This is a genomic window from Hymenobacter sp. BT18 (genome assembly GCF_012273015.1).
Classification (GTDB): Bacteria; Bacteroidota; Bacteroidia; order Cytophagales; family Hymenobacteraceae; genus Hymenobacter; species Hymenobacter lutimineralis.
Genome location: NZ_CP050954.1, coordinates 4,672,896 through 4,690,582 on the forward strand (window position 1 = coordinate 4,672,896; position 17,687 = coordinate 4,690,582).

Annotated in this window: 17 protein-coding genes; 7 read left to right on the top strand and 10 right to left on the bottom strand. The window is 57.2% G+C overall.

Translation table 11 applies throughout. The features are described from left to right. Window positions 1-50: 50 nt before the first annotated feature. The 5 genes from HER32_RS20055 to HER32_RS20075 all read right to left on the bottom strand — a co-directional run bounded on the left by HER32_RS20055 (window position 51) and on the right by HER32_RS20075 (window position 4,451). Window positions 51-410, bottom strand: a complete 360-nt coding sequence (locus HER32_RS20055) for a hypothetical protein (protein ID WP_168683155.1) — start codon at window positions 408-410, stop codon at window positions 51-53. 521 nt (window positions 411-931) lie between these two features. Next, on the bottom strand, window positions 932-2,041 hold the full coding sequence (locus HER32_RS20060) for a WD40/YVTN/BNR-like repeat-containing protein (RefSeq protein ID WP_168683156.1): 1,110 nt from the start codon (window positions 2,039-2,041) through the stop codon (window positions 932-934). Window positions 2,042-2,082: 41 nt separating this feature from the next. Then, window positions 2,083-2,943 carry a carboxypeptidase-like regulatory domain-containing protein gene (locus HER32_RS20065; protein WP_168683157.1) on the bottom strand — a complete coding sequence of 287 codons (861 nt, stop codon included), beginning with the start codon at window positions 2,941-2,943 and terminating at the stop codon, window positions 2,083-2,085. 164 nt (window positions 2,944-3,107) lie between these two features. Continuing rightward, window positions 3,108-3,464: a hypothetical protein gene (locus tag HER32_RS20070; protein ID WP_168683158.1), complete on the bottom strand. Its 357-nt coding sequence runs from the start codon at window positions 3,462-3,464 to the stop codon at window positions 3,108-3,110. A 138-nt stretch (window positions 3,465-3,602) separates the two neighbouring features. Continuing rightward, window positions 3,603-4,451 (bottom strand): hypothetical protein, encoded by an 849-nt coding sequence (locus HER32_RS20075; RefSeq protein WP_168683159.1) that lies wholly within the window; start codon window positions 4,449-4,451, stop codon window positions 3,603-3,605. 133 nt (window positions 4,452-4,584) lie between these two features. Between HER32_RS20075 and lepA the strand changes: the two genes are divergently transcribed. From lepA to HER32_RS20110, 7 genes are all read left to right on the top strand, one after another. Beyond that, on the top strand, window positions 4,585-6,372 hold the full coding sequence (gene lepA / locus HER32_RS20080; RefSeq protein ID WP_149072478.1) for a translation elongation factor 4: 1,788 nt from the start codon (window positions 4,585-4,587) through the stop codon (window positions 6,370-6,372). 108 nt (window positions 6,373-6,480) lie between these two features. Further along, entirely contained in the window at window positions 6,481-6,672 is a 192-nt protein-coding gene (locus tag HER32_RS20085) for a hypothetical protein (RefSeq protein ID WP_149072479.1), read from the top strand. A gap of 11 nt (window positions 6,673-6,683) precedes the next feature. Continuing rightward, window positions 6,684-7,595, top strand: a complete 912-nt coding sequence (locus tag HER32_RS20090) for a bifunctional 5,10-methylenetetrahydrofolate dehydrogenase/5,10-methenyltetrahydrofolate cyclohydrolase (RefSeq protein ID WP_149072480.1) — start codon at window positions 6,684-6,686, stop codon at window positions 7,593-7,595. Between the two features lie 211 nt (window positions 7,596-7,806). Then, entirely contained in the window at window positions 7,807-8,388 is a 582-nt protein-coding gene (locus HER32_RS20095; protein WP_168683341.1) for a 7-carboxy-7-deazaguanine synthase QueE, read from the top strand. Between the two features lie 13 nt (window positions 8,389-8,401). Beyond that, a complete protein-coding gene (locus HER32_RS20100; protein WP_168683160.1) occupies window positions 8,402-10,336 on the top strand; it encodes an OmpA family protein in 1,935 nt (644 codons plus the stop codon). A gap of 264 nt (window positions 10,337-10,600) precedes the next feature. Further along, window positions 10,601-10,981 (top strand): hypothetical protein, encoded by a 381-nt coding sequence (locus HER32_RS20105; protein ID WP_168683161.1) that lies wholly within the window; start codon window positions 10,601-10,603, stop codon window positions 10,979-10,981. A 152-nt stretch (window positions 10,982-11,133) separates the two neighbouring features. Beyond that, a complete protein-coding gene (locus HER32_RS20110) occupies window positions 11,134-11,568 on the top strand; it encodes a hypothetical protein (RefSeq protein WP_168683162.1) in 435 nt (144 codons plus the stop codon). Window positions 11,569-11,628: 60 nt separating this feature from the next. Here HER32_RS20110 and HER32_RS20115 read toward each other — a convergent pair whose 3' ends face one another. From HER32_RS20115 to HER32_RS20135, 5 genes are all read right to left on the bottom strand, one after another. Continuing rightward, window positions 11,629-12,915 carry a citrate synthase gene (locus HER32_RS20115; RefSeq protein WP_149072484.1) on the bottom strand — a complete coding sequence of 429 codons (1,287 nt, stop codon included), beginning with the start codon at window positions 12,913-12,915 and terminating at the stop codon, window positions 11,629-11,631. A 201-nt stretch (window positions 12,916-13,116) separates the two neighbouring features. Further along, the gene (gene mnmE / locus HER32_RS20120; protein ID WP_168683163.1) at window positions 13,117-14,502 is read right to left on the bottom strand and encodes a tRNA uridine-5-carboxymethylaminomethyl(34) synthesis GTPase MnmE; all 1,386 of its coding nucleotides are present in this window, start codon (window positions 14,500-14,502) and stop codon (window positions 13,117-13,119) included. Between the two features lie 61 nt (window positions 14,503-14,563). Further along, a complete protein-coding gene (locus HER32_RS20125; protein ID WP_168683164.1) occupies window positions 14,564-15,223 on the bottom strand; it encodes a metal-dependent transcriptional regulator in 660 nt (219 codons plus the stop codon). 114 nt (window positions 15,224-15,337) lie between these two features. Beyond that, on the bottom strand, window positions 15,338-16,348 hold the full coding sequence (locus HER32_RS20130; protein WP_149072487.1) for a 3-oxoacyl-ACP synthase III family protein: 1,011 nt from the start codon (window positions 16,346-16,348) through the stop codon (window positions 15,338-15,340). Window positions 16,349-16,441: 93 nt separating this feature from the next. Further along, window positions 16,442-17,614: a glycosyltransferase family 4 protein gene (locus HER32_RS20135; protein WP_168683165.1), complete on the bottom strand. Its 1,173-nt coding sequence runs from the start codon at window positions 17,612-17,614 to the stop codon at window positions 16,442-16,444. Window positions 17,615-17,687 lie beyond the last annotated feature (73 nt).

A 17,687-nucleotide genomic window follows, 5' to 3' on the forward strand; every position in this document is an offset into this window, starting at 1 on the left:
GTGAGCGAAGGTACAAAAAAAGCCCCGGCGGGGAGGCCGGGGCTTTTTTGTTACCAGTCTTCCTTTAGATAGACGAGCAACTCGTCCACCGATTTACCAACGAAAACGGCTTCCTCTTGGACGTTGCCGATGAACGGTAAGGTGTAGATGGCACCAGTAGCTTTTTCTATGGCACAGGCCTCGCCGATTTCGTACGTGCCGATCAGAAAGAAACCCGGATAATTCTCGGCTGCTTCGTAGTCGTTATTAATACCGATAAGTTTATCGAGACGCCACAAAAGCAGGCATTTGCCATTAATAATCTCGAAATCAAGGATCTGTTCGTGCCCAGCACTCATCATATCCAAATACCCGAGCGGCAATAGGAAGTCAATTGATTGAAGAAAATTAGTAGCCTCTTGATTGGTCATAAGGTACTTCAACTTGACCTAAATAGAGCACCAAGGTAGGAAAGTGAGTAGACATAAGCTTAGAGACACCGCTGAGGGGGGAGGCACGCACTAGTGAGCTTATTACAGACAATGTCAACCGCGCGGCGAGTTCTGTCAGTTGCGCAATGGACTTTGTCAGACCCGCAGAAGACTTTGTCAATGGCGCGGAAGCCTTTGTCACTCGCGCGGAAGGCACTGCCACCGCGCAATGACCAATGTCAGTCGCGCATTAGACGTTGTCAGGGGCGCGGAAGGCATTGTCAGTCCCGCAATAACCAAGTGTTGATGCGCGAGAGGTCGTGTCAGCGCCGCGGAAGACATTGTCAGGAGCGCGGAAGGCAATGTCAGGTATGCAGGCCGTTAAGTAATGGCGGCACGAGGAAGCCTAGGCTGCGGGAGTGTCACGAACTGCTACTGAGGCAGTAAGAGTGATAATTAAAGGAAGTAGATATTCAGTATGGGTCAGTAGGCATTCAACTCTGCTTGTTCACTTTGTTCGCCTACTTTCTAGTGGGGTAGCGCACCTGAAACGTATTGCCGCCCGCAAATAGCCAAGCCTTTTCCGGGCCGGTAAAGGCTGCAGAAGAGACGTTAGAGGCTATGGGTAGTTCTTCTTCCTGCCAACTGCGTCCGGTATCCGTGCTGTGGTAGGCATGGTAGGTATTCAGGGCTACCGTGGTGTCGGAGTAGGAAGCCAGCAAGGTGATGCTGCGGCCGGAAACGTGGAGGGCTTCTGCTAACAGCGGCTGGCCCTGGGAGAGGCCGAAGCTATGAATGCGGCTATAGCGTCCGGTCTGATGGTCGCGGCGCAGGAGCTGAATGGTTCCGGCTGGGTCGTCGCTGGCCAGCCAGAGGTTGCCGGCCGCGTCGGAAGCCACGGCTTTGTCGACGCGACCTTGCGGAATAACTTCTACCGTGGCGGCGGAGGTTGCCCAATTGATTTTGGCGAGATGCCTGCTGTAGTAGGGCGAGCCAGGGGAGGTGAGCAGCAGCCAGGAAGTGCCATCCGGCGTGTGTAGGCCCCAGGAAGCACTGCCCGACAAGGGCAGTGCGGCGCGCTGCCAGTGCCGTCCGCCGTCCGTCGTATGGTATATGAGCCGCAGGCCCTGCTCTTCATGATTGGTAAGGGCAAAGCCCTGGGTTGAGTCGGCGAAAGAAAGGCTGGTAATCTGGTGAGGGAGTACGCCTATCGGTTGCCAGCTCCGGCCCTGGTCCACAGAGCGCAGGAGCCGGGAAGAATCCCGCTGAGCGTCGGACTCCTGGAGCTGAACCGCGAATACTACGGGCCCGGCCTTGGTAGTCAGCACAAACCGGCTCCCGGAGTCGCCGGTGGTTTTCTGCCAGTTGCGCCCTCCGTCAGTGGTCCGAAACAAGGTGGCAACCTGACCAGCACGGAAATCTGAACCCAAGCCACCCGCATCAGGAAGGATACTGCCCAGTACCAAGCCAGTGGAGTCGTTGATGAACAGCGTGGCCTCTGCATGAAAGCCAGTAAGCGGTAGGCCTTCTCCAGTTACCAGCTGCCAGGACGAAGAACTAGAGGAGCAACCCGCCGCGCCCACGCAGGTCAAGCAAAGCAGGAGGCGGTAACTACCAGGGTTGCGGTTCATGGGTAGCAAGGTAACAACGCCTGCGTATCATTCGGGTACCGTTACTTCTCCTCCGTCAGCACGGTGAAGTACAGGCTGGGCAGCAGGTTATGGACGGTCCAGGCCGCCTGGCCGTTTTCGCGCTCTACCATGCCGGGCTGCTTCTGGCGCACCACGGGAATGGAGAAATACTTGTTTTCGGGGGCTTGCTTTTCGCTTTGCAGCCACTGCAGGGTGGCGGCTACGGGCTCACCGTTGAGCACGAGGTGGTAAGGCCGCAAATCCAGCTTAAGCCAGCCGGTACGGGAAGGCGGGCAGAGGAGCTGTACATCCTGGGTGCTAAGCAGCTGGTCGGGGCGGTTGCCGCGCACGGTGTACAGGTTGAGCCGAAAGCGCAACCGCTCGTACTTGTTGTCGGTGAAATAGACGTAGAGTTCTTCCAGGTAGGAGCGGCGCCCAGGGGTAAGTAACGTCCCCAGCTCCCAGCCCCACTCATCATCAACGGTGGTTTTACCCGAACTGCCGGCCATCCAGCGGACATCGGCTTTTTCGGCGGTGCGGCCCAGCTTGGCCGGCTGCACCTTACGGCTTTGAATGGTGACGCCTTCGAGCACCTGGTGCAGGGGTTGGAGCTGAAACACGCGCTGCCCGGCCTGCCACTGAGCTGGTGCTACCACATAGGGCATAAAGCCCACGCAGGACACGATGAGGGTGTCGCGTAAATCGGGTGGGAGGCGCAACAGGTAACGGCCCTGCTCATCGGCTGCGGTGCCAATAGCCTTGCCCGGCACGCCCAGAATGGCAAACGGCACCGGCTCCTTGGTTTGGGCATTGAGCACCTGGCCCGTGGCGGTTACCGTTTGGGCCCAGCCAGTAAAACTAACCACACTCACCAGCAGGAACAGACAAAGTTTATACACCACAGAGAAGCGGATATTAATAGCTAGGCAGTTTCCGGACAATGTAGAGAAAAGGAAACGAAGTAAAGTAGCGCTACTGAAGGAGGGAAGCAGCCGGCCAGCCACCATAACAACGCCAGCCTACCCGTAGGCCGGCTGGCGTTGTTATGGCCCCAGCAATGGTTGCTTTAGGAGTGTGCCGCCTTCTTTTCCAGGGCCTGCAGCAGCTCATCGGCCGCCTGTTCAATGTCGTGGTAGCCTTGCTGAGCCGCCCGCTCCTTGGCCGCAATGAGCCCGTCGCGGTGCACAGTTTTGAAGTCGCCGTAGGGAAAGTGGTAGCGGCCTTTGGTGTCTTCGCCCTTGGTCTCGTCGAGGCCCAGGTGCCACTGGCCGTATTCGGCTATTTCGTGCTTTTCCAGGAACTTGTTTTCCTGGCTGGTATCAGGGTTGTGCTGGCCCCAGTGGCCCTGGTCGTTTTTGAGTTTGCCGTCGGCAATCAGCTGCTTAGCAAACTTCATGGCGGCCGTGTTCAGGTGTAGGCTCATGGCGGGTGGACGTTAGGGTATGATACCCTTTGCTTACGCACACCTTTTCAGCAGGTTCACCGGCTGGCTGACTAGTCCCGGGGGCTAAGCGCCGTTGCGTATAAGCACAGATTGCCGTTTTTTATAAACTGCCAGCGCTCAGGACAGCGTGATGCCGGCATTGAAGACCAAGCGCCAGAGCAGCGCCAGGAGCAGAAAAGCTCCCACAAAGCCCCAGGCAATGGTGGTTTTTCGGGGTGTAGGCACGGTATCCTGGAACAGCTCGTTGCGGCTGGAGATGCTTAGCGGGAGCAGGAAAAGGCCCATCGTCACAAACAGCAGCCCCTCGTAGGTGGTCAGGTCCGGCCACTTGAGAGCTGCCAGCAGTAGGCTGCCTACCACCCAGGGCACCAGCAAGCCGGTAAAAATGAGCTGGCCGCGGTTGGCATAGAGCATCATGGTGCGCGAGTCGTGGCTTTGCAGGAAGGCTACGGCCGCTTTGTAACCTGTAATTACCGCAATAATGCCACCCAGCACGGCTAAGGCAATGGGAAAGGCCGTGCCTCCCTCCACGAAGAGCCAGCGGGGTACATACCAAAATCCCAGCTGCGTGAATGAGCCTGCAATAAGGCCCCCCAGTACCAGGTTGAAGGCGTGCAAAGCCAGCCAGAAGTAAAAAAGCTTGAGCCGGCCTTTGCGGCCCCGCCCGTAAAACCAGAACAGCAGCCCGGCCGCAATAGCCAGCAGCAGGGACAGAAAAGGCCCCACTCCGTACACGGCAATAACGGCAATGCGCCACCACTGCCGGTCGGGAATCAGAAACTGCACGTGGCTCAGGTGCAAGGTGAGCGGAATGCCCAGGCGGTGGGCCATGGCCGCCGTGGCCAGCTGGTGCACGCCGTAGGCCAGCAGGAAGGCCAGGCCGTACAGAACAACAGAGTTAAGCGCCGTGATACTGGCTTTGCTGGATTCCGTAGGCGAGACGGTGCGGCTAAGGTCAAGGTTCATAGCAGGGGAGATAGTAGATGGCTCCCCAAGTTACTTAAACCCCCGCAGGCTACCATAACCGGCGGCCAACTCCCAAAAACTAGCTTTTCCGGGCCGTTTTGCCTACCTTCGCAGCTAGAAAAAACTGCCTCTAGTGAAGAACATCCGCAATTTCTGCATCATCGCCCACATCGACCACGGCAAGAGTACGCTAGCCGACCGCCTGCTGGAATTCACCAGCACCGTGGCCAAGCGCGATATGCAAGCTCAGCTGCTCGATAACATGGACCTGGAGCGGGAGCGGGGCATCACCATCAAGAGCCACGCCATCCAGATGCAGTATCAGTACAAGGGCGAGCAGTACACGCTCAACCTGATTGATACCCCCGGTCACGTCGACTTCAGCTACGAAGTATCCCGCTCCATTGCCGCCTGCGAAGGCGCCCTGCTGATTGTGGATTCCTCGCAGGGCATTGAAGCCCAAACAATTTCCAACCTCTACCTGGCCATTGGCTCCGACCTGACCATCATTCCGGTGCTCAACAAAATCGACCTGCCCCACTCCATGCCGGAGGAGGTGTCGGACGAAATTGTGGATCTGATCGGCTGCGACCGGGACGAAATCATTCATGCCTCCGGTAAGGCCGGTATTGGAATCGAGAATATCCTTAACGCCATCTGTGAGCGGATTCCTGCGCCTCAAGGCGACCCGGAGGCCCCCCTGCAGGCGCTCATTTTTGACTCAGTTTTCAACTCTTACCGGGGTATCGAAGTTCTGTTCCGGATTAAGAACGGCACCATGCGCAAGGGCGACAAGCTCCGCTTCATGGCTACCGGCAAGGAATACGGCGCCGACGAAATCGGTATTCTGGGCCTTAACCAAGAGCCCCGCCAGGAAGTAGCGGCTGGCAACGTAGGCTACCTCATTTCGGGCATCAAGGAAGCGCGCGAAGTAAAAGTCGGCGACACCATCACGCACGTAGCGCGCCCTACGGCCGAGGCTATTCAGGGTTTCGAGGACGTGAAGCCCATGGTATTTGCCGGCATTTACCCGGTGGATACCACCGAGTACGAAGAACTGCGCTCCTGCATGGAGAAGCTGCAGCTCAACGATGCTTCTCTGGTATGGGAGCCCGAAACGTCGGTGGCCCTGGGCTTCGGCTTCCGCTGCGGCTTCCTGGGCATGCTGCACATGGAAATTGTGCAGGAGCGTCTGGAGCGCGAGTTCAATATGACGGTGATTACCACCGTGCCCTCGGTGCAGTTCCACGCCACCGGCACCAAAGACCAGCTGCTGACCATCAACGCGCCGAGCGAAATGCCCGAGCCGAACATGATCAAGCTGATTGAGGAGCCCTACATCAAGGCCCAGATCATTACGGCGGCCGATTACGTGGGGCCCATCATCACGCTGTGCATGGAAAAGCGTGGCATCATCAAGGGCCAGAGCTACCTCACTTCGGAGCGGGTGGAAATGACGTTTGAGCTGCCGCTGTCGGAAATCGTGTTTGACTTCTTCGACAAGCTCAAAACCATTTCGCGCGGCTACGCTTCCCTCGACTACGAGCTGATTGGCTTCCGCGAGTCGGACATGGTAAAGCTGGACGTGATGCTGAACGGGGAGAAGGTCGATGCCTTGTCGGCTATTGTGCACCGCAGCAAAAGCTACGACTGGGGCCGCCGCCTTTGCGAAAAGCTGCGTGAGCTGCTGCCCCGCCAGCAATTCGAAATTGCCATTCAAGCCAGTATTGGTCAGAAAATCATTGCCCGCGAAACCGTAAAGGCCCTGCGCAAAAACGTAATTGCCAAATGCTACGGCGGCGACATCAGCCGGAAGCGCAAGCTGCTCGAAAAGCAGAAAGAGGGTAAGAAACGGATGCGTCAGGTAGGGTCCGTGGAGATTCCCCAGGAGGCCTTCCTGGCTGTATTGAAAATTGATTAGATAAGTGAAACGCGGCTCTCGAAAGAGCCGCGTTTTTTTTGCGCGTACCCTTTCTTTTTACCTCATACACTTCTTGACACGGCGTGCTATGATATACTTCTTCAGACCATGTCCAGTAACCTCCTCAAGAACTGCACGAGCCCGGAACAGCTAGAGAAAATCATCAAAGGCCAGGAGCGCAAGTTCCGGTGGCGCGACGATTGGCCCGCTATGGAAGCCGCTTTGCAGTCCGCCGGCACCGCTGCTATTGCCGCCCACGCCAGCAAGCCCAAGCCCGAACAACCCCAGGATATAGCCTAACCCTCACACGCATGACCACAGCCCCCGACGCCACCACCTACCGCCTCATCGACGGCAAGCAGACCGCCGAGGCCATCAAAGAAGAAATTGCCGCCGAAGTAGCCCAGCGCAAAGCTGCTGGCCAGAAGGTGCCGCACCTGGCCGCCGTGCTGGTGGGCCACGATGGAGGCTCCGAAACTTACGTGCGCAACAAGGTGCTGGCCTGCGAGCGGGTGGGCTTCGAAAGCACCCTGCTGCGCTACGAGGACACCATCACGGAGGCCGAGCTGCTGGCGAAAGTGGCCGAGCTGAACGAAGATGATAGCATCGACGGCTTCATCGTGCAGCTGCCCCTGCCGCGCCATATTTCTTCCGAAAAGGTGATTGAAGCTATCCGCCCCGAGAAGGACGTAGACGGTTTCCACCCGATGAACATCGGGCGGATGGTGGCCGGGCTGCCCGCCCTGCTGCCCGCTACGCCCTCGGGTATTGTGGAGCTACTGCGGCGCTACGAGCTGCCTACTGATGGCAAGCACTGCGTGGTAATTGGGCGGAGTAATATTGTGGGTACGCCGGTTAGTATTCTGCTGGCAAAGAACTTAGAGCCCGGTAACTGCACCGTGACTTTATGCCATTCGCGTACCCAGAACCTGGCTGAAATAACCCGCACGGCGGATATTCTGGTAGCTGCCCTCGGCCGCCCGGAGTTCGTGACGGCCGACATGGTGAAACCCGGCGCCGTGATTATTGACGTGGGCACCACCCGGGTGGAGGATGCCAGCAAAAAGGCGGGCTGGGCACTCAAAGGTGACGTGAAATTCGAGGAAGTAGCTCCATTGTCCTCGTTCATCACGCCGGTGCCAGGAGGCGTCGGGCCCATGACCATAGCCATGCTGCTGCTTAATACCCTGCGCGCCGCAAAAGGCGAGGTGTACGCCCGGTAGAATCCTATTTTTCCGGTATCTTTGGCTTTCATTTGCCATCTGATTCCGTTACTTTTCAGGTCGGACGTCTGGGGCGGAACTATGCTACGCGGTGGCTGGTTCCGCCCCGGAAACCGGCCTTTTTGTTTTTGCTTGCGTTTTGACTCACTTGCTTACTTCCCTGCCCGTCCTTTCTTCCCTGACCACTGCCAGCTCGGCCGCACTGCCCCTGATGGAGCAGTTTTATACTATTCAGGGTGAGGGATATAACGCCGGCCGGGCTGCTTATTTTCTGCGTCTGGGCGGCTGCGACGTGGGCTGCGTGTGGTGCGACGTGAAAGAGTCGTGGGATGCCGGCCTGCACCCCCGGGTAGCTATTCAGGACATGGTAGCGGCGGTGTTAGCGCATCCGGGGCGCAACGTGGTCATCACCGGCGGGGAGCCACTGATGTATGACTTAACGGAGCTGACGGGTGCCTTGAAGGAAGCGGGCTGCCAGACCTGGCTCGAAACATCAGGTGCCTACCCACTCTCCGGTACCTGGAATTGGGTATGCGTGTCGCCTAAAAAGTTTAAAGCCCCACTGCCGGAGGTAGTAGCCCAGGCCCACGAACTCAAGGTGGTCGTCTTTCATAAGAGCGACTTTGCCTGGGCCGAGCAGCACGCGGCTATGGCGGGGCCGCACACCCGGCTGTACCTGCAGCCGGAATGGAGTAAGGCCGCCACCATCACCCCCTTGCTTATCGATTACGTGAAGCAACATCCGCAGTGGCAGGTGTCGCTGCAAACGCATAAATACCTCGACATTCCCTAGCCTCCACCGTTGTATGCGTCGTTTCGTCGTGGCAGTATTCCTGGGCGTGGCCTTGTTGGCCGGTCCACCTGTAGTAGCGCAGCAAAAACTGTCCTCTACCAACACCAAAGCCCGCAACCTGTTTGATAAAGCGCAGGGGCAGGCCAAGAACCGGGAATTTGCCAAAGCCATTGAGACGCTCACCATTCTGAACGAGAAGTTTCCTTCCCTGGGAGAGCCTTTCCTGGTGAAAGGGTCTTTGCTGAAAGCCATGGGCGACACCCGCGCGGCCTTCGTAGCGTATCAGAAAGGCCTGACCCTAATCCCATTCGACCCCGCCCGTTCCCTGGATTACTTTACCCTGGGGGAACTGGCCATGAGCTTCGGGGAATACCAGGTGGCCGGCGAGAGCTACGGCCGCTTCCTAAAGTCGGCGCCCAAAGGCCACCGTAGCATTCCTAAAGCTCAGCATCAGCTGCAAAACAGCGAGTTTGCCGTGAAAGCCGTGGCCAACCCTACCGGGCCGGCCCCGCAGCGGGTGCCCGAACCGCTCAACACGTTTCGCTACCAGTATTTCCCCTCTATCACGGCCGATAACCGCTTTTTGCTGTATACGGCCCGGCCTACAGCTCAGAGCGACGAAGACCTGTACCTCAGCCGCCAAAACAAGGACGGTACGCTGGGGGCACCGCAGCCGATTTCAGCGGCCATCAACACCCAGCTGAACGAGGGCGCGGGCACCATTTCCGGGGATGGCAAAACCCTGGTTTTTGCTTCCTGCGACCGGCCCGGTTCCGTCGGCAACTGCGACCTGTATATTTCGCGCCGGACGGGCAACAACTGGAGCAAACCGCGTAACCTGGGTAAGCTCGTCAACTCCACTGCCTGGGATTCGCAGCCCTCCTTGTCAGCCGATGGCCGTACCCTGTATTTTACCTCCGACCGGCGCGGGGGGCAGGGCCTGGAGGATATTTACATGACCATGCTGCAGGCAGATGGCAACTGGAGTCCGGCCCGCAACCTCGGCACACCCATCAATACCGCTGGCAAGGATATGGCTCCCTTCATTCATGCCAGCGGCACCACGCTCTACTATGTGACGGATGGCCTGATTGGTATGGGCGGGCTGGATGTGTATAAGTGCAGCCTGAGCGGGCAGAAGTGGTCGGAGCCGGTTAACCTGGGTTACCCGCTTAATACCAACGAAAACGAGGCCTCCCTGTTTATTGCATCCGACAACAGCCGGGGCTACTGCTCGCGCACGCGGCCGGCCGAACCCGGTATTCCGGAGCGCGACCGGCCAGTGGAGTTGTTTTCCTTTGACGTGCCCAAAACCGTCCGCTCCCGCGAAACCAGTACGTATACCCAGGGCCGGGTATTCGATGCCAACACCAAAAAACCACTCAAGGCGGATGTGCAGCTCTACGATGTGCAAACCAACGAGCTGGTGCAGTACGTCACATCCGACCCGCTGGATGGTGACTATACCGTGGTGCTCAACGAAGGCCGGCATTATGCCATGTACGCTTCCGCCGATGGATATCTGCTCAAAAGCCTCAGCTTCGATTACAGCGACAAGCACACCTTTGACCCCCTCACGCTCGATCTGTACCTGGACCCCTTGCGGGCCGGGCGTACCATGGTGCTGAATAATCTATTTTTTGAAACGAACGAGTACAAACTCAAGCCTACTTCCCGTACCGAGCTCAACCGCCTGATCGGGTTTATGCAGCAGTACAAAGATGTGCAAGTAGAAATTGCCGGGCATACCGACGATGTAGGGGCTGAGGCTGACAATGAGAAGCTTTCCCTGAACCGGGCCCGGTCCGTGTACGAATATCTGTCGGCTAACGGGGTATCCTCTACCCGAATCCGGTTCCGGGGCTACGGTGAAAACAAGCCCCTGGTGCCCAACGACTCGGAAGCCAGTCGGCAGCAAAACCGCCGGATAGAATTCCGGATCCTTTAATCATTCCGCTTAAGCAGCAAAAGCCCAAAGCCCCGCTTTCACCAAGCGGGGCTTTGGGCTTTTTAAAGTTATAGTTCTTCTTTTTCAGGCGGTTGATAAATAGCTGATAATCAAAAATAAGGTGCTTGATGTAAAAACTACTTGATTAGAATAGTAATATTTATTCTTTGTTTTATTAAAAAATAAGTTTAGCTTTGTTCAGCAGCATCAACGGCTGCCCTATTGGTTTCTCTTCTTCTTTTCACTCTTTCACCTCACCTACTTATGAAAAAGATTTTCCTGCTTGTGGGTATGCTGCTGGCGGTTTCTGTGGCTAGCCAGGCTTCCCAGGAAACTACCGCTACCGGCGACAACGGTAGCGCCATTGCTGCTCGGGCTACCAAGTTGTCGCGGGCTATGGCCAGCACCATGCAGCTTGACGAAGGGCAGTACCTCAAAGTAAAGCAGTTGAATACGCGTATGCTGGCCGAGGTTGATGATCTAAAGTCCCGCTACGCCGCCGATCCGGAAATCCTGGATCAGCGCCTGGCCGATGCGCAGCAACGCTACGAAGCGGCGCTTACCAGCCTGTTGCGCCCCCATCAACTGGCTGTGTACCAGGAAGCACAAAGCAACATGACCGCGCTTAGCATTATGGCGAATTAGTCCTGCGGCTAAATGGTACTGAAAAAGGCGCCCCTGGGGCGCCTTTTTGTATTTATGATTATGCTGAAATTAAATTTGATTATTCTTTGTCAAGGAAACAGAAAGACTTATCTTTGATCAAGTTATACTAGGGAAATTTACATAAACGGGTTTTGTCGATTTCCCGGTTGCCATTTTTCCGTCATTCACCTTTGCACTCGATACCTGCCATGACTGTACCTATACATACTCTTAGTGCTATTCTTCTATTTGCGGGCAGTTTGCTTTCGAGCTGCGCCAAATCCGCCGGTGACACCTCCATCAGTCGGCAAGCCACGTCGATCAGCCGTACCTTTGCCTCCAAAGGCCACCTCAACGAAGGGCAGTATAAGCGTGTGCGCAGCCTCAGCATCCGTATGATGCGGGAAATAGAACGAGTAAAAAGCCATAACTCCTCACCACTGCAGCAGGAGCTTCTGATTCAGGAAATTCAGGCTGGGTATGAAATGCAGCTAGCTTCAATTCTGATGCCTGCTCAGCTGGCGCGCGTTCAGCCATACATGCCCAAACTGCTTGCCTTACATAGCAAAACGGTGGCCGTACGCTAGGCTGACGAAACGGTAAATAAAAAAGGCTACCTCTGCAGGTAGCCTTTTTTGTGGGTAGTTCTAGCGCTGTTCAATCGGGGTGTAGTCCCGGTTCAGCTCGCCGGTGTAAACCTGGCGGGGACGGCCAATCGGCTCTTTGTTTTCGCGCATCTCTTTCCACTGGGCAATCCAGCCGGGCAGGCGGCCCAGGGCAAACATCACCGTGAACATTTCGGTGGGAATGCCAATGGCTTTGTAGATGATGCCCGAGTAGAAGTCAACGTTCGGATAGAGCTTGCGCTCAATGAAATAAGGATCCGTGAGGGCCGCTTGCTCCAGCTCCTGCGCAATTTTCAGCAGGGGGTCGTTGATGCCCAAAGCCGTCAGCACCTCGTCGGCAGCTTTCTTGATGATCTTGGCCCGTGGGTCGAAGTTTTTGTAGACGCGGTGACCAAAGCCCATCAGGCGGAACGGGTCATTTTTATCTTTGGCCTTGGCAATGAACTTGCTCGTGTCGCCACCGTCGCGCTGGATAGCTTCGAGCATTTCCACCACTTCCTGGTTGGCGCCACCGTGCAGCGGGCCCCAAAGGGCGTTGATACCAGCCGAAACCGAGCCGTACAGCGAAGCATTCGCCGAGCCCACCAAACGAACCGTTGAGGTAGAGCAGTTCTGCTCGTGGTCGGCGTGCAGGATGAGGAGCTTGTTGATGGCACGCACCACTACGGGGTTGACTTCATACTTCTCCGTGGGGAAGCTGAACATCATGTACAGGAAATTCGACGCGTAGTCTAGGTCGTTCCGCGGATAGTTCAGCGGATGGCCCATGTTGTTCTTGTAGGTCCAGGCAGCAATGGTGGGCAGCTTGGCCATCAACCGAATCACGTTCAGGTCAATTTCGTCCTTGCTCAGGTCCGGCGATACGCTCTCGGGATAGAAAGCCGTCAGCGCGCAGATCAGGCTGCTGAGAATGGCCATGGGGTGGGCTGCCGAAGGGAACCCATCAAAAATCTTGCGCACGTCTTCGTGCACGAGGGTATGCTTGGTAATCTGGTTGCTGAAGGAATCCAGCTCTGCTTGGGTCGGCAGTTTGCCGTAAATCAGCAAGTAAGCCACTTCCATGAAGCTCGACTCCTCAGCCAGCTGCTCGATGGGGTAGCCCCGATACCGCAGAATGCCTTCTTCGCCGTCCAGGAACGTAATGGCGCTTTTGGTAGCGCCGGTGTTTTTGTAGCCCGAGTCGATGGTAATGTAACCGGTTTGGTCGCGCAACTTGGCAATATCAATTGCCTTCTCGTGCTCGGTACCTTCGATGACGGGGAAGGAATACGATTTCCCGTCGAGGATAATCTCAGCAGACTCTGCCATAAGCGTGTATTAGGGTGGATGCGGGGCGAAAGTAAAGAATTACCGGCAGGGCGGAAAGCCCGGGTCAAGCCTGAATCTATTCAACTACCAAAAGAAGGTAGATGTTCGGGCTAATGCGCAAAATTATTCGCTATGCCGACAATTTGAAGGAAGGCCCGGATGATATACAAAATATTCCGCGCTGAAGAGGCTGCGTGCGCCCTACTTTCCGATGCAGAACTGGGTGAAGATGCTGGTTAACAGGTCGTCGGTGGATATTTCCCCCGTAATTTCGCCCAGGTACGCCAGCGCCCGGCGCAGGTCGGCGGCCAGTAGTTCCGTGCCCGCATTGCTTTGAAGGCCCGCTTGCACGGCAAGCAAAGCCGCTAGCGCAGCTTCCAGGCTGCGGGCGTGGCGCACATTGGTAACAATGGTAGCGGAGCCCGTGCGGTCGAGGCCCGTACCCCGCACTTTTTGCAGGAGTGCTTGTTTCAGCTCGTCCATACCCTGTCCGGTAGCAGCGGACAACAGTAAGGCATCGTCTGCATACGCTGCTGCTTCGTCAGAACTGATCTGGTCTAGCTTATTGCCGACGGCCAGAGCGGGAATCAGGTTGCCTGGGTTGAGCTCCGCGAGTTCGGCCGCAACTTGGGCCGGAGAAGCAGTCGTCAGGTCGAACAGGTAAAGCAATAGCGCTGCTTGGCGCACGCGCTGGCGGGTACGCTCCACGCCCATCGACTCCACCACGTCGGTAGTGTCACGCAGGCCAGCGGTATCTACAAACCGAAACCGAATGCCTTCCAGGCTTACCTCATCCTCGATAAAGTCGCGGGTGGTACCGGGTATAGCCGATACAATGGCGCGCTCTTCGTTCAGCAGGGCGTTCAGCAAAGTTGATTTGCCGGCATTGGGCTTACCGGCAATAACGGTGGTCACGCCGTTCTTGATGACATTGCCCAACTCGAAGGAGCGCAGCAGCTGCCGGATAATGCCTTCCAGCTCCTGCAGCAGGTTGGTGAGGCCACTACGGTCGGCAAACTCTACGTCTTCTTCGCCGAAATCCAGCTCCAACTCTAGCAAGGAAGCAAACTGCACCAACCGGGCCCGCAATTCCTTCAGCTCACGGGAAAAGCCGCCGCGCATCTGCTGCATGGCTACCTGGTGGGAAAGCGCCGAGTCGGACGCAATAAGGTCGGCTACGGCCTCGGCCTGGGCCAGGTCGAAAGCCCCGTGCAGGAAGGCGCGCTTGGTAAACTCCCCGGCCTCGGCCAGCCGCGCACCCCGGTGCACCAGCAAGCTGAGCACCTGCTGCACTATGTAGTCGGAGCCATGGCAGCTGATTTCCACCACGTCTTCGCGGGTGTAGGAGCGCGGAGCCCGAAACAGTGACACCACGACCTCATCCAGAATACGCTCTCCGTCGCGAAGGGTGCCGAAGTGCAGCGTGTGCGTGGCCTGTTCCTGCAATGATTTGCCGGCGAAGATGGACTCAGTAAGGGCAATGGCTTGTGGACCTGAAAGGCGCACTAGGGCAATGGCCCCCGAGCCCGGAGGCGTGGACAAAGCCACAATGGTATCGGAAAGGGAAGGAGGCAGCAGGGAAGACACGGGAGCAGGAAAAAGAGAAAGGCAGCGGCTGGCGCAGGCGCGAAAAAGTCAGCAATAGTAGCTAGCCTGCTACAAACAAATTGCGCGAAACTTCGGCCGAAAGCATTTGCTTGCGCTGACAGTCTATACTGACTTCCAGGGAGTTATCAAATTCGATTTTATTGGTTACTTTAAGCTGTGAGCCCAGGCGCAGGCCAACTTTATCGAGGTACTGCAGAAAGGGCACGGCGGTGCTGCGCACGGCCACAATGGTACCCTCTTCGCCCATGGCCAGGTCGGCCACCAAGCGGTGACGGGCTCGGTTGATAGAGCCATCGGCTGCCGGAATAGGGTCGCCGTGCGGGTCGGTTTGCGGGTAGCCCAAAAACTCGTCCAGCCGCTGCACCAGCAGTGGGGACTGGATGTGCTCCAACTCCTCAGCCACTTCGTGTACCTCATCCCAGCTGAACCCCAGTTGCTGCACCAGAAACACTTCCCACAGGCGGTGCTTGCGAATGGTGAGTAACGCCAACCGCTTGCCCTCCGGAGTAAGTGAAACGCCCCGGTACCGCTGATAATTAAGCAGGCCTTTTTCGCCCAGCCGCCGCAACATGTCCGTGACCGAGGCCGGCCGGGTTTGCAGCGCCTCCGAGACGCTGTTGGTGCTCACGTCGAGGCCCGGTGAAGCTTCGGCCAGCTTATAAATGGCTTTTAGGTAATTTTCTTCGGTGTAGCTGGGCATTCCTTGGAATGAGAAATGAAGAAGGAAGAATAAGTCATTGGTCGTTCAACAGTTCAGCAGAAACTCCAGAACGGCCAATGCTTCATTCTTCTTTCTTCACTCTTGATTAAAAACCTACCACTTAATCAGGGCTGAGGCCCAGGTGAAACCGGAGCCAAAGGCTGCCAGGCACACCAGGTCGCCGCGCTTGATTTTCCCTTCCTGCACGGCCTCGCTGAGGGCAATCGGGACGGAAGCCGCAGTGGTGTTACCGTAGCGCTGGATGTTGCTGAACACTTTGTCTTCCGTAAGGCCCATTTTTTGGCCCACGTACTGCGTGATGCGCAGGTTGGCCTGGTGGGGAATCAGCATGTCGATGTCTTGGGGCTGGTAGCCGTTCTGGTCGAGGGCTTCCTTGATGACCTCCGGAAAGCGCGTCACGGCGTGCTTGAACACCTGTTGGCCATTCATGTACGGGTACATGGCTTCGGGCTCGTCGAGCACAATCTGCACACGGTTGTCGCGGTTAGAGCCCGGCTCCCGGGTAATCAATTCCTCCGCATGCTCGCCCTGGGCGTGGAGGTGGGTGCTCAGAATGCCGCGGCCTTCCTCATTGCTGCGGCGCAGCACCACGGCGCCGGCACCATCCCCAAAAATTACGGAGACGGCGCGGCCCCGGGTGGTTTTGTCGAGGCCGGAGGAGTGTATTTCGGAGCCCACTACCAGCGCCGTTTCGTACATGCCGGTTTTGATGAACTGGTCGGCCAAGGAAAGGGCATAGATAAAGCCCGAGCACTGGTTGCGCACGTCAAAGGCAGCAATTGGGGCCTTAATGCCTAGCTCGCGCTGCAACAGCACTCCGGAACCCGGAAACAGGTAGTCAGGGGAGAGCGTGGCGAAGACAATTAGCTGTACGTCGTCGGGCTGCAGGCCGGCCATTTCCAGGGCTTTACGGGCGGCATTGGCACCCATATTGGCGGTGGTGTCCTTGCCTTCCTCAAACCAGCGCCGCTCCCGGATGCCCGTGCGTTCCTGAATCCACGCATCGGTGGTTTCCATCATTTGTTCAAGATCTGCGTTGGCAACTACCCGGTCGGGGACGTAGTGGCCTACGCCGGCAATTTCACTTTGGCGGAGAGTAGACATTGGGGGAGGGGGATTTAGCAGGAAAAGTGCGCGAAAGGGCGGAAGGTAGAAAACTTTCTTCTCAGCGCATAAACGGGGGGCAAAGGTCGGCAGTTACCAGATAGAATCCAGGAGGGATACTAATTTTTGCCCTTCACCGTCCCAGAAAACTTCTTGAGGAATTCCGTGCGGGTAGAAGCCGCCGGCTTGCAGGCGTGTAGCCAGCATACGCATGCTGGCCGGAGAAAGGTCACGGAAATCAATGGTCAGCCCGGCGTGGTGCTGGCGGACCAGCGCTACCCATGCCGGGTTGGGCGGCAGCAGCACCGGTAGTCCATTGGCCAGGTACTCAAACAGCTTGGTGGGAATACAGCGCCAGGTGCTGGGGTGCTCCTGATACGGCAGCAAGCCCACGTGACTACGCGTAATAGTGGTCAGGATCTGGGCATGGGGCACGGGTTGGGCACCGCCGATAAGGGTGACAAAGTCGCTAGCCTCCGCTATGGCCTGCTGAAGGCGCAGTAAAAAGGCTGGCTGCTGGCAAAACCCAATTATCGTCAGCCTAACCTGCGGCCACACCTGGTACAAGGCTTTGGCCAGGGCAATGGCGTCCAGCACCCCATTCAGCTCGGAGATAGTGCCGGAATAGAGAAGCTGCAAGGGCTGGCCAGGCTGCCAGGATTGGGGGGCAACGGCTGGTACGGCTGAGGGAGCGGGTTGGTATTTGTTTTCCAGAACAAGGGTGTGCGCCGAGGTGGCAAAGGGCAACTCGTCGGCGTAGCTTTTTTCGGCCAGCAGCACGTGAACTGCCCGGGCTGCTGCCAGCTTTTCCAGGCCCCGCACCGTAGCCGCCAGAAACCAACGTAGCCAGGCCGGGTACACCCCCTGCGTGCGGATGTTGAGGGCGTAATTTTCCCGCACATCATACAGGAACTGCCGCTTGCGCCCCAGTGCCTGCCATAGCAAGGTGAGGGGCAGCAACTCTGGAGCATGCACTACCACCAACGTTGGGTGGAGGCGGCGGAGCAGCTCCCAGTACCGGGCCTGCGCCCGCACCCGGGCCCAGCTTAGGCGGCTGCCGCAAAAAAGGCTGTGCTGCTGAATAGCCCCGCTTGGTGCCAGCAGGTGCCCGGGCCCGCTGCGGCCGGCTACATGCACGCTCACGTCCGGCTGCCCCGCCAGCGTACGGGCAAACTTGCCGTACATGCGGGTATCGTCTACGGGTTTGAGCACCGAGGCCAGCAGAATGGTCTTGATGGGGCGCGGAAAGGCAAGAGAGGAGTTCAAAGAGGTTTTTATCGGCGCGGTTGCTATCAAAGATGCTAGTTTTGTGTCAATCCATTTTTTGCACCCTTTTCGC

Coding starts and splice junctions, on each gene's coding strand:
- HER32_RS20055 (WP_168683155.1), bottom strand. CDS start 410: ATGACCAATCAAGAGGCTACTAATTTTCTTCAATCAATTGACTTCCTA.
- HER32_RS20090 (WP_149072480.1), top strand. CDS start 6,684: ATGACCACAGCCCCCGACGCCACCACCTACCGCCTCATCGACGGCAAG.
- HER32_RS20060 (WP_168683156.1), bottom strand. CDS start 2,041: ATGAACCGCAACCCTGGTAGTTACCGCCTCCTGCTTTGCTTGACCTGC.
- HER32_RS20100 (WP_168683160.1), top strand. CDS start 8,402: ATGCGTCGTTTCGTCGTGGCAGTATTCCTGGGCGTGGCCTTGTTGGCC.
- HER32_RS20075 (WP_168683159.1), bottom strand. CDS start 4,451: ATGAACCTTGACCTTAGCCGCACCGTCTCGCCTACGGAATCCAGCAAA.
- HER32_RS20130 (WP_149072487.1), bottom strand. CDS start 16,348: ATGTCTACTCTCCGCCAAAGTGAAATTGCCGGCGTAGGCCACTACGTC.
- HER32_RS20105 (WP_168683161.1), top strand. CDS start 10,601: ATGAAAAAGATTTTCCTGCTTGTGGGTATGCTGCTGGCGGTTTCTGTG.
- HER32_RS20095 (WP_168683341.1), top strand. CDS start 7,807: ATGGAGCAGTTTTATACTATTCAGGGTGAGGGATATAACGCCGGCCGG.
- HER32_RS20085 (WP_149072479.1), top strand. CDS start 6,481: ATGTCCAGTAACCTCCTCAAGAACTGCACGAGCCCGGAACAGCTAGAG.
- HER32_RS20070 (WP_168683158.1), bottom strand. CDS start 3,464: ATGAGCCTACACCTGAACACGGCCGCCATGAAGTTTGCTAAGCAGCTG.
- HER32_RS20115 (WP_149072484.1), bottom strand. CDS start 12,915: ATGGCAGAGTCTGCTGAGATTATCCTCGACGGGAAATCGTATTCCTTC.
- HER32_RS20125 (WP_168683164.1), bottom strand. CDS start 15,223: ATGCCCAGCTACACCGAAGAAAATTACCTAAAAGCCATTTATAAGCTG.